The organism is Vibrio gazogenes (assembly GCF_002196515.1).
Classification (GTDB): Bacteria; Pseudomonadota; Gammaproteobacteria; order Enterobacterales; family Vibrionaceae; genus Vibrio; species Vibrio gazogenes_A.
The window spans coordinates 2536340-2548014 of sequence record NZ_CP018835.1; the positions used below are offsets into that span (position 1 = coordinate 2536340).

Consider the following 11675-nt stretch of genomic DNA (forward strand, 5'->3'; position numbering starts at 1 on the left):
TGAGATTCTTATGAAGCATACCGTTGAAGTCATGATATCTGAGCAGGACGTCCAGAAACGTGTACAAGCCCTAGGGAAGGAAATTACCGAATATTATCAGCATAGCGAAGAGTTGGTTCTTGTCGGATTGCTCCGCGGATCATTCGTTTTTATGGCTGATTTAGCCCGAGCGATTCAACTGACGCATCAAGTCGATTTCATGACGGCTTCCAGTTATGGGAACGAAATGGAGAGTTCACGAGATGTTCGTATCCTGAAAGATCTCGATGATGACATTAAAGGGAAAGATGTATTGTTGATTGAAGATATTATCGATACCGGCAATACCTTAAATAAAGTGAAAGAGATCCTGTCGCTTCGCGAACCACGTTCGATTCGTATCTGTACATTGCTGGATAAGCCTTCCCGTAGAGAAGTGCCGGTTGATGTGGCATGGATTGGCTTTGAAATTCCGGATGAGTTTGTTGTCGGTGTCGGCATTGATTATGCCCAGAAATACCGCCACCTGCCTTATATCGGTCGGGTCACACTACAAGAGTCATAAGATTTTCCCAGACCAAGATCATGTTGATCCTTGTGAAAATAAGAGCCCGTTAGGGCTTTTATTTTTATCCGGGCGATGAATGACAAGAATGGGGCGCTCAGCGACAGAGTAACTCGTAGTCTGGATTGAGAATTTCTTCCATCGCTTGATGGTAGCTATCTTCAACCGTTTGTGGTGAGTGACAGCGAACGCCTAAGTATTCTAGCTTTCCGTCTTCGATGCCGTAGACCACACCGTGTAGTTCGATCTGTTGTCCTCGCTCCCAAGCGCCCTGAAGGATGGTCGAGTTACCCAGATTATATACCTGTTCTGCGACATTGATTTCAGCCAGCTTATCCGCTCGGTTTTGCTCCGGCATCTGGTCAAGATAAGTGCGGTGTTTACAGTAAACATCGTGGATGTGAAGCAACCAGTTATTAATCAGGCCGAGCTTCGGCGTATCAATTGCGGCATTCACGCCACCACAATGATAGTGTCCACAAATGATGACATGCTTTACTTTGAGTACATCAACAGCGTACTGGACGACCGAGAGACAATTCAGGTCGGTATGAATGACTAAGTTGGCAACGTTACGGTGAACAAATAATTCTCCGGCATAAAGCCCTGTCAGACGCTCTGCCGGCACACGACTATCGGAACAACCAATCCACAGAAAGTCCGGATTTTGTCCTTCTGCCAGTTTACTGAAATATTCAGGATTCTCCGCTTTAATTGATTGGGTCCATTTCGCATTGTTTTCGAATAGTGTTTTAATCTGGGGCATCTTACTTTCCTTATCAGCAATGGGATGTCTTTCCCACGGCCTAAAGATCATCAATCCGATTGTTCGGTAGGCTTAACTGAGAATCAATATACACAATCTGGTGGCGAATATATTAATTTTTTCACTCATCTGATCAGATATGCTAAGTGTAGGAAACAAATCGGTGATAAAATCACCAACTTTGAAGGGCTCAGACAAAATATAGAGTCGTGGCGGGGGGAACTATGCATTTTCACCGTAAATACCCTCATTTAAATCCGGTTTTTTGAGTTTTAGCGACAAGTTTACAATTTCATTTTTTCTGATGTAAGGTTGAAACTGATGGATTGAACCTCCATATGGAAACTATTCGTCTACTTGCATCCCTATCATCAGTTGCTGCTTCAGCAGACGATGTCAATGACACAGGATCTTATTCAATATGAATGCATTAGAACTAACCGATTTACGTAAAACGTATGCCGGTGGATTTGAAGCACTAAAAGGCCTCAATCTGACGGTGAGAAAAGGGGATTTTTATGCCTTGCTGGGGCCGAATGGTGCCGGGAAGTCAACCACCATTGGTATTATTTCCTCACTCGTCAATAAAACCTCGGGAAAGGTAGCTGTTTTTGGCCATGATTTGGACCAAGAAATGGAGCTGGCTAAGCTTTCTTTGGGGTTAGTACCGCAGGAGTTTAACTTCAACCAGTTTGAAACGGTTGAGCAAATCGTGATTCAACAGGCGGGATACTATGGTGTGCCACGTGCCGAAGCCAAGGAGCGGGCGAAGAAATATCTGACTCAGCTCGACTTATGGGGAAAGCGCAAAGAACGCTCCAGAAATCTCTCCGGCGGGATGAAGCGTCGTTTGATGATTGCCCGGGCTTTAATGCATGAACCTCAGTTATTGATTCTCGATGAACCAACCGCTGGTGTTGATATTGAATTGCGCCGCTCGATGTGGGATTTCCTACAGCAACTGAACCGACAAGGCATTACTATTATTTTGACAACACATTATTTGGAAGAAGCAGAAATGCTGTGCCGTAATATCGGGATTATTCACGGTGGTGAGTTGATTGAAAATACGTCGATGAAAGCGTTACTCGGGCAATTGAAAGTGGAGACTTTTATTCTGGACATTGCGCCAACAGTGACCGATATCCCACAACTGACGGATGTACTCAGCCAGAAAAATATTGATGGCTCTCTGGAGATTGAAATCGAAAAAACACAAGGGTTGAACCATGTTTTTCGTCAGTTAAGTGAGCATGGTATTCCGGTTTTATCGATGCGGAATAAGGCCAACCGACTGGAAGAATTGTTTGTCCGCATCGTCAACGAGTCGACGACGGGTGGACACAACACCGCAAGTGATGATGCGGACACCACCGATCACGAGACGTCAACGAACTAAAATGAGAGGAAGCATGTACAAGCTTTATTGGACCGCCTTTTGCAGTCTGCTGGGGAAAGAAGTGGTCCGTTTTTCCCGTATCTGGGTGCAAACCCTCGTACCACCAGCAATTACGATGACACTCTATTTTATTATTTTCGGTAATTTGATTGGTTCTCGCATCGGGATGATGCATGGTGTCAGTTATATGGCCTATATTGTCCCCGGTCTGATTATGATGTCGGTGATTACCAACTCTTACTCCAATGTCGCCTCCTCATTTTTTAGTGCCAAAATGCATAAAAATATTGAAGAGCTGCTGGTTGCCCCGGTACCGACTTACATCATTATCGGTGGTTATGTGATGGGCGGGGTTACCCGAGGACTGTGTGTCGGGGTGATGGTGACACTGGTGTCACTGTTTTTTGTCGATCTTCAGGTTGAACACTGGGGCATTATTGTCGTGACTGTTTTCCTGACATCTGTGGTGTTTTCTCTTGGTGGATTTATCAATGCCATCTATGCGAAAAGTTTTGATGACATTTCGATCGTCCCGACGTTCATCCTGACACCGCTGACTTATCTGGGTGGTGTGTTCTATTCATTATCGCTGTTGCCTGAATTTTGGCAGTATGTGTCGAAGGTCAATCCTATCGTTTATATGGTCAATGCATTCCGTTATGGATTTCTGGGGATTTCCGATGTGAGTATTCAGGCATCGTTTTCAGTGTTAGGGATCTTCATTGTGGTGCTGTATTCATTGTCTTATACACTGGTGAAAAAGGGCATCGGTCTGAGAACGTAATCAAACTATAGCTCAAATGAGCCGTGATTCATCGATTCACTCGGCAATTCAAGACCGACAACGATTTGAACAACAGGGAGCACCGGTGACGGTGCTCCCTGTTGTTTTATATGAACATTATCTGATAAAGATGTGCGTTACAGAAAAGGCCATGACGTGAATAATACGCTCAGAGTGATGAGTAAGCTCATTCTGATAAAGAACAGAACAGGTTTTATATCGGACATTTCATTTTCCTCAGAACATCAATACCGCTATTGTATTTATCCTTCTATTTTATCTGATTAATCCATTTTCATTGCTTTTTTGTTGTAATTTTCCTTCACTTTTCTGTGTTTGTGTGGATTTTAATCTCATCTTTAGTTTAATCGGCTGATTTTTATATTAATTGCGTTTTTTTATTTCATTTCTATTCGTTTCGTATTGCGAAACAAAAATTGCCAATTGTTTTGAATTTAAATCATTGGCTCACAAAGTGAGCAATTTGAGATTTTAAAATTCGGAATAAAACGTAGCATCGATTACGTAATATGAAATGAACTGGAGATAAGCAATGCCTCTCGTATCCTTAAATGAACTGCAACATCAATTTGAAAGTGCCTTGCTCAAAAGGGGCATGCAAGCCGATTCAGCAACCAAACTTGCCCAAGGTTTTGTTGAAATGGCGAATGAAGGAACCTACTCACATGGTATCAACCGATTCCCAGTTTTTATTTCTCAGGTGGATCAAGGGCACATCAAGCTCAATGCTGAACCCGAGTGTGTTAATAGTCTTGGTGCCTTAGAACAGTGGGATTGCCATTTTGGTCCCGGTGTTCTGAATGGGTTGATTTGTACTGATCGTGCTATTGAACTGGCGAAACAGTTCGGGATCGGCATGGTCGCAATGCGCAACTCAAACCATTGGATGCGTGGTGGAACTTACGTTCTCAAAATGGCGCGTGCCGGATTGGCTGGCATTGCGTCCACCAACTCGATCGCAGTGATGCCTGCCTGGGGCGGGAAAGATCATCGCGTTGGCAGTAATCCATTAATTATGGCTGTTGCAGGTGATCCGCCGGTATTGGTGGATTGTTCAATGAGTCAGTATTCCTATGGCCAACTACAAAACTATGTGCTGGCGGATAAAGAACTCCCGGTTGTCGGTGGCTTTGATGATGACGGCCATCTCACCACTGATCCACATGTCCTCTGGGAAAACAAACGACTACTACCGATGGGATTCTGGAAAGGATCATCAATGGCAGTGGTGCTGGACATGCTACTGACAGCGGTGAGCGGTGGCTACTCTGTCCCTGCGCTCACAGAAGACATGCAAGCTGAATTCGGGGTTTCACAGTTTTTGATTGCGATCGATACCAGCAAAACGATGGATGGCGAACGTCTGATCGAAGAGATGAAACGCATCCGAGAATATGTACTCGCCTCAGAACCTGCTGAAAGTGGCAAAGTGATGATTGCAGGATCTGAAATTCAGTCTTATATCGACAAGCATCAACAGCAAGGTGGAATCGAGATTCACGAAGAGATTTGGCAACAGATTCTTGCACTCTAGATTGACAGCATGAGTCGATCTGAGAACAAGAGTTGATCCGATAACAAGCATAATTCAGACAAGTAAGCATCGCCGGAGAGTTGTATATGCGTACGGGATTGAAATGGGTTTTGGACAGTATTGACATCATCATGGCAGCGATATTGGTTGCCATGTTGGTGCTGGTATTTACCAATGTAGTACTCAGGTATGGATTTTCTTCAGGGTTGAGGGCATCGGTTGAATTGTCCCGTCTGGGGTTAGTCTGGGTTGTCATGTTAGGGGCGGTGATCGTCCTCCAACGTGATGAGCATCTGGCGGTCAAAGAATTTACCGAGAAACTCATGCCGCGCTGGGTCCCATTCCTCAGACGGTTATGTTGGTTGATTATTTTGATCTCAGTCGGGATGCTGTTTTATGGCGCATTCAATCAGATGATGGCGAACTGGCGTGATATCTCACCGTTGACCGGTCTGCCGTCCGCGCTATTTTATCTTGCCGGGACGATTTCCGGTGGTTTGATGGCTATTCTGGCGGCTGGGCGCATCTTTTTCCCGCAGTGGATGATTGACCATGCTTCTCATGACGCGACAGCGACAAAAGAGACGCAGGAGGATAGATCATGACGCTATTTATCTTCTTAACCGTCTTGATTGTGTCGATCCTGCTGGGATTACCGGTTGCCTTTGCATTACTCCTGTCGTCAATCGCACTGATGGTCCACATGGATCTGTTCAGCTCTGACATTCTGGCTCAGTCGCTGGTGAATGGTGTTGATAGCTTTACATTGCTGGCCATTCCATTCTTCCTGGTTGCCGGTGAGGTGATGTCGGCTGGCGGATTATCGACGCGGATCGTCCGGCTGGCGACCTGCTATGTCGGCCATCGTAAAGGTGGGTTGGGGTATGTCGCCATTATGACATCGGTTCTGCTTGCCGGGCTTTCCGGGTCTGCGGTTGCCGATGCCGCGGCACTGGTCAGTATTCTTTACCCGATGATGAAAGCAGCCAAATATCCGCAGAGTTCATCGATGGGGCTACTGGCCGCTGGTGGCATCATCGCTCCGGTCATTCCACCATCTCTGCCATTAATCTTGGTTGGGGTCGCGGGTGGTATTTCTATCAAAAATCTATTTCTCGGTGGGATCGTGCCCGGCATTTTAATGGGACTGACATTGATGTTTGTCTGGGCGTTCACTGTCAGAAGCGAAGATCTGGATGTGCAGCCCAAAGCCTCAAGTGCTGAAAAACGAGCAGCGCTGAAAGATGGGATCTGGGCGTTGTTGCTACCGGTGATCATCATTGGTGGGATTCGCTTTGGTATCTTTACCCCAACAGAAGCTGCGGTTGTCGCTGCTGTATATGCCATCTTTGTGGCAGCGGTGATTTACCGGGAAATCAATCTACGCAGCTTTTATCACATCTTACTCAATGCCGGACGTTCGACCGCCATGGTGATGTTCTTGGTCGGGTGTGCGATGGTCGCTGCCTGGTTGATTACGGTGGCTCAGTTACCCCAACAATTAGCCCAGATGCTGGCACCATTGGTTGACAGTCCGCGTCTGCTGATGGCGGTCATTATGCTGCTGGTTTTGTGTGTCGGTATGGTCATGGATCTCAGCCCGACCATTCTGATTCTGGTGCCGCTCCTGATGCCGGTTGTCAAACTGGCAGGGATCGACCCAACCTATTTTGGACTGATGTTCGTGATCAATTGTTCGATTGGTTTGATTACGCCACCAGTTGGCACTGTGCTCAACGTCGTGTGTGGCGTGGCAAAAGTGCCAATGTCGGCAGCGGTCAAAGGCATCTTTCCATTTATTCTGGCGTACACCGTGTTACTCACGCTGTTCGTCATCTTCCCGAGCATTATAACAATACCAATGAAACTTATTATCGGATAACGGAGAAACAACATGAAATCAATTCTGAAAGTAGCAGGTTTGGTGACAGCACTGGCAGTGTTCTCGACCCAGTCTTATGCCACCACGTTAAAGCTTGCCCATGCAGCACCTGAATCAGATCTACAACAGGACATGTCACTGTTCTTTAAAAAAGAGGTGGAAGCGCGTTCTCATGGGGATATCAAAGTCAATATCTTCCCTCAAGGACAGTTGGGAAATGATAAGCAGATGATTGATGGCACCCGAGCAGGGATCATTGATATCTCGATGGTTGGGCTGAATAACTGGTCTGGTTTAATCCCTGAGTCGGCAGCTTTCACTTTGCCATTCATTTTTCCGAATCGGGAAGCCGCTTATGAAGCATTAGACGGTGATGTGGGTCGGGATGTACTTAAGTCAATGGAAAAATATGGCATCAAAGGGTTGGGTTATCCGGAAAACGGTTTTCGTAATATGACCAATAATCGTGGACCTATCCGTAAACCGGCAGATGTCGCCGGGTTGAGAATGCGAGTGAATAACTCCAAGGCACTCAATGATATGTTCAATGCACTGCATGCGAATCCCCAACAGATTCCAGTTTCTGAACTTTATACCGCTTTAGAAACTGGCGTGGTTGATGCGCAGGATCACCCTCTCGGTGTCACCCTTTCCTTTAAATTCTATGAAGTCCAGAAATACCTGAGTATGACACAGCATGCGTATTCGCCGCTGGTGTTAACCATGAATTTAAAGAGCTTCAAAAAACTCAGTGCTGCTGAACAGAAAATTATCACAGATGTTGCAACGGAAGCCGTCAATATGCAGCGCCAAATGAGTATCAAGAAAGAAGATCAGATGATCGCTGAATTGGAATCTCATGGCATGAAAGTCAACCGTGATGTCGATGGTGCAGCATTTCAGGCAGTGGTTAAACCGGTTTGGAATGAATTTATCAAAGAAAACGGTGACGACATGATCAATCGCATTTTGGCGACTCAAAAATAAAATCAGCGATAAATGAGGTTTTCGGTATGCGGTGCTGCTGTACACCGAAATTCAGAGGAGAAATATCGACAAGGTTTGTCGATAGGAGCATGTATGTATTCTGAAATCAAACAACGTGTACTCGATGCGAATTTGAGTCTGCCGACTTATGGTCTGGTGACATTCACATGGGGCAATGTCTCTGAGATTGATCGGGCGCGTCAGATCATCGCGATCAAACCATCTGGTGTGGCATACGATGACATGACTATCGATGACATCGTCATCGTCGATCTGGATGGCAATATTGTTGAAGGGACGTTGAATCCCTCAAGCGATACGCCAACCCACCTTGAACTCTATAAAGCATTTTCGTCGGTCGGAGGCATTGTGCATACCCATTCACGTCATGCCACGATTTGGGCGCAGGCCGGATTGGACATTCCTGCGCTCGGAACCACCCATGCCGATTATTTTTACGGCAACATCCCTTGCACGCGTCCGCTGACGCCAGCGGAGATTGCGGGAGATTATGAGCAAAATACCGGCTTGGTGATGATTGAAACATTACAGCAGCGACAGATTGATCCGGTTGCAGTCCCCAGTGCACTCATTTCTGGTCATGCTCCGTTTAGTTGGGGAAAAAATGCCGATGAAGCGGTCCACAATGCCGTGGTTCTGGAAGAAGTGGCAACAATGGCTCTCGGCACCCGCGCTCTGAATGCCGGCATTATGTTGCAGCAAGAACTGTCGGATAAGCATTATTTCCGCAAGCATGGGAAAGATGCTTATTACGGACAAAAGAGTAAATAAATCAGTCGGTTTACTGATGACGGAGCAGAAGATGGGTCAAAGCACAATGCATTATTTTCTTGGGATTGATTCCGGTGGTACGGTTCTGAAAGCAGGGCTGTTTGACCGCCACGGACGCCAAATTGCGTTGTATCGTGAAAATACCCAAGTGATTCGTGAAAAGCAGGGCTGGATCGAACGGGATTTAACCCTGTATTGGCAGGAAGCCTGTCGTGCGATTCAAGGGGTGATCAAGCAGAGCGGTATCCGGCCAGAGCAGATTCAGGGGCTGAGTATTTCTGCGCAAGGCAAAGGGCTCTATTTGCTGGATAAACACGGCAAAGCGCTGCGTCATGGCATTCTATCGTCTGATTCTCGTTCTATCGAGATTGTCAGACAGTGGCAACAAGAAGGGATCCCTCAGACGATCTACCCGCTGACCCGTCAGACTTTATGGACCGGGCACCCTGTCTCGATTCTGCGCTGGGTGAAAGAGTATGAGCCCCATATCTATGCGCAGATCGGTGCGGTTTTGATGTCCCACGATTATTTACGTTACTGCCTGACCGGTGAAATCCGGGCAGAAGTGACCAATATGTCGGAAAGTAATCTCTACCATGCTGACAAGCAACAGTACGATCCGGCACTGCTGTCGATCTTTGGTATTGACGAGGTTTGGGAGGCGTTGCCCGAGCTGGTTTATCCTTCAGCGTGTTCCGGGACTGTCAACGAAGACGCAGCCCAAGCGACCGGACTCATGGTTGGCACACCGGTCTACGGTGGGTTATTCGATGTAGTCTCGACTGCAATCTGTTCCGGCATTGATGCCGGGCAACCGATGCTGAATGCGGTGATGGGGACTTGGTCGGTAACTTCCGGGATCACGACGGCTCTTGAAGATCATCCTGATGAGCAGTTTGTCTACGGACATTATGCGATGCCCGGTGCTTATATTGTCCATGAGGCCAGCCCGACATCAGCAAGCAATTATGAATGGTTCGCGCCTTATCTGGGCGGAGAGAAGATCGATCATCAGGAGAATGAGCGTTTAGTCAGCGCATTGGTGCCGTTAGCCAGTGATGTGCTTTTCGTTCCTTTCCTGTATGGCTCTAACGCGGGGCTGGGGCTGAAAGGATCGTTGTATGGATTGCAGGCTTATCACAGCAAAGCGCATCTCATTCAGGCGATCTGGTTGGGGATCTTGTGTTGTCACAATGTTCATCTGCAAAAAATGTTACGTCGTTTCCCGGAAACCCGTGTGTTACGGGTGACTGGCGGTACCACACAATCCCCGACTTGGATGCAGATGCTGGCTGATCTCACCGGACTGACACTCGAAATTCCCGCAGTCGAAGAAACCGGAGCATTAGGGGCAGCCCTTGTTTCAATGGTCGGCAGTGGTACTTATTCTGATCTCGCCACTGCATTGGCAGCATCTGATATCCCGATAGCAACGGTTCACCCCAATCCTGATTTATATGCCAGTTATCAACGCCAGTATCAACGGTATCTGCACTATGTCGAAACGCTGAAAAATTTTGAGGAAATGGTATGAGCCAGACACAACCTTATTTACAAATTGCACTGGATTCGACGGATCTGAGTACTGCTTTAAATGATGTTCATCATGTCGCGGATGTCGTCGATGTGATTGAAGTCGGTACGGTACTGGCTTTCTCTGAAGGGATGAGTGCGGTCAAAACACTTCGGCAACGTTATCCCCGGCATATTTTAGTGTGTGATATGAAGTTGCTTGATGCAGGAGAAACATTAGCAGAGATGGCATTTGCCAGCGGGGCAAACTGGATCACCGTCGGTGCCGCCGCACATATTGAAACCGTACGCTCAGCTCAGCGAATTGCGCAGCAATTTGATGGTGAAATTCAGATTGAATTGTTCGGACACTGGACGATTGAGGACGCGAAACTCTGGGTAGAAAGTGGCGTAACACAAGCGATTTATCACCGTTCCCGGGATGCGCAAGCGGCCGGGGTGGGGTGGAGTGAGCATGATTTGATGCTGATGGAGCAATTATCTGAGGTCGGGCTTGAACTCTCGATTACCGGTGGTATTGTTCCGGAAGATATTCATTTGTTTAAGAATATCCGTGCAAAATCGTTCATCGCTGGACGCGCACTGGCAAATCATGAGGGCAAAACCATAGCCCGTGAATTTCGCAAACAGATCAACCACTACTGGTAAGGTTTCTTTATGAGTGAGCAGGTAAAATCACTGGTGAAGTCTATGGCTGTGCTGGAATTTCTTAGCCACCACCCCGATGGGGTCGCGTTGCATGAAATTGCGCAGCAGACTGGCATCAACAAAACCTCGGCTTATCGTATGCTCAGTACCTTTGAGGCGTTGGGCTATGTCGCCCAACATTCAGCGTCGAAGAACTATCGGTTAACGCTGAAGTTACTGCATATCGGTCATTCGGCTTTGAGTTCTGACGTCTTGGCGACGACTCGGCCGAAGTTGAATGAATTGGTGAAAGACCTGAACGAAACGATCAACTTTATTTCCCGTGAGGGGGATAAGATCGTGTTTCGGGATAAGCTGGAACCTCAGCATTCGCCGTTCAGAACCCGGACGTTTGTCGGTATGTATTCCGAAATGTATTGCACCGCTGCGGGAAAAGTTTTTCTGGCATTTTCAACGCAGGAAGATCAAGAGAATTACTGGCAGCGCAATGTCGGTCTGATTCAGAAGCTGACCGACAATACCATTATCGACAAAACCCATTTTATCAATGAGCTGAAGAAGATCAGAGAACAAGGGTATGCGATTGATAATGAAGAAAATGAAGCCGGCATTTCTTGTACCGCCGTGCCGATTTTTGACCGTTCAGGCTCGCCGGCCTATGCCGTCAGCCTCTCAACACTTACCCCCCGGTTAAGAAATTTCGGACCGGATAATCTCGCGAAGAAGATCAAACAAACGACAGAAAAGATAGAACAAGAACTGTTTAAACAGTGATTGAAAAGGAT

General features: G+C 46.9%; 12 protein-coding genes. 11 read left to right on the forward strand and 1 reads right to left on the reverse strand.

Annotation, left to right across the window (positions count from 1 at the left end):
- Positions 1 to 10 precede the first annotated feature (10 nt).
- Positions 11 to 544 (forward strand): hypoxanthine phosphoribosyltransferase, encoded by a 534-nt coding sequence (gene hpt / locus BSQ33_RS11550; RefSeq protein ID WP_021020567.1) that lies wholly within the window; start codon positions 11 to 13, stop codon positions 542 to 544.
- A gap of 97 nt (positions 545 to 641) precedes the next feature.
- Here hpt and can read toward each other — a convergent pair whose 3' ends face one another.
- Entirely contained in the window at positions 642 to 1310 is a 669-nt protein-coding gene (can, locus tag BSQ33_RS11555; RefSeq protein WP_021020568.1) for a carbonate dehydratase, read from the reverse strand.
- 421 nt (positions 1311 to 1731) lie between these two features.
- Between can and BSQ33_RS11560 the strand changes: the two genes are divergently transcribed.
- From BSQ33_RS11560 to BSQ33_RS11605, 10 genes are all read left to right on the forward strand, one after another.
- A complete protein-coding gene (locus BSQ33_RS11560; protein WP_088134135.1) occupies positions 1732 to 2709 on the forward strand; it encodes an ABC transporter ATP-binding protein in 978 nt (325 codons plus the stop codon).
- A 13-nt stretch (positions 2710 to 2722) separates the two neighbouring features.
- Entirely contained in the window at positions 2723 to 3493 is a 771-nt protein-coding gene (locus BSQ33_RS11565; RefSeq protein ID WP_021020570.1) for an ABC transporter permease, read from the forward strand.
- 553 nt (positions 3494 to 4046) lie between these two features.
- Positions 4047 to 5048 carry a 3-dehydro-L-gulonate 2-dehydrogenase gene (gene yiaK, locus BSQ33_RS11570; RefSeq protein ID WP_021020572.1) on the forward strand — a complete coding sequence of 334 codons (1002 nt, stop codon included), beginning with the start codon at positions 4047 to 4049 and terminating at the stop codon, positions 5046 to 5048.
- 86 nt (positions 5049 to 5134) lie between these two features.
- A complete protein-coding gene (locus BSQ33_RS11575) occupies positions 5135 to 5653 on the forward strand; it encodes a TRAP transporter small permease (RefSeq protein WP_021020573.1) in 519 nt (172 codons plus the stop codon).
- Positions 5650 to 6930, forward strand: a complete 1281-nt coding sequence (locus BSQ33_RS11580; protein WP_021020574.1) for a TRAP transporter large permease subunit — start codon at positions 5650 to 5652, stop codon at positions 6928 to 6930. Before BSQ33_RS11575 ends, BSQ33_RS11580 begins: the two co-directional genes overlap by 4 nt.
- Before the next feature lie 12 nt (positions 6931 to 6942).
- Positions 6943 to 7917 (forward strand): DctP family TRAP transporter solute-binding subunit, encoded by a 975-nt coding sequence (locus BSQ33_RS11585; RefSeq protein WP_021020575.1) that lies wholly within the window; start codon positions 6943 to 6945, stop codon positions 7915 to 7917.
- A 93-nt stretch (positions 7918 to 8010) separates the two neighbouring features.
- A complete protein-coding gene (locus BSQ33_RS11590) occupies positions 8011 to 8709 on the forward strand; it encodes an L-ribulose-5-phosphate 4-epimerase (RefSeq protein ID WP_088134136.1) in 699 nt (232 codons plus the stop codon).
- A gap of 46 nt (positions 8710 to 8755) precedes the next feature.
- Positions 8756 to 10243, forward strand: coding sequence for an FGGY-family carbohydrate kinase (locus BSQ33_RS11595; RefSeq protein WP_088134580.1), 1488 nt, complete (start codon positions 8756 to 8758; stop codon positions 10241 to 10243).
- Complete coding sequence (locus BSQ33_RS11600) at positions 10240 to 10890, forward strand: 3-keto-L-gulonate-6-phosphate decarboxylase UlaD (RefSeq protein ID WP_021020578.1); 651 nt, start codon at positions 10240 to 10242, stop codon at positions 10888 to 10890. Before BSQ33_RS11595 ends, BSQ33_RS11600 begins: the two co-directional genes overlap by 4 nt.
- 9 nt (positions 10891 to 10899) lie before the next feature.
- Positions 10900 to 11664, forward strand: coding sequence for an IclR family transcriptional regulator (locus BSQ33_RS11605; RefSeq protein WP_021020579.1), 765 nt, complete (start codon positions 10900 to 10902; stop codon positions 11662 to 11664).
- The last annotated feature ends 11 nt before the right edge of the window (positions 11665 to 11675 follow it).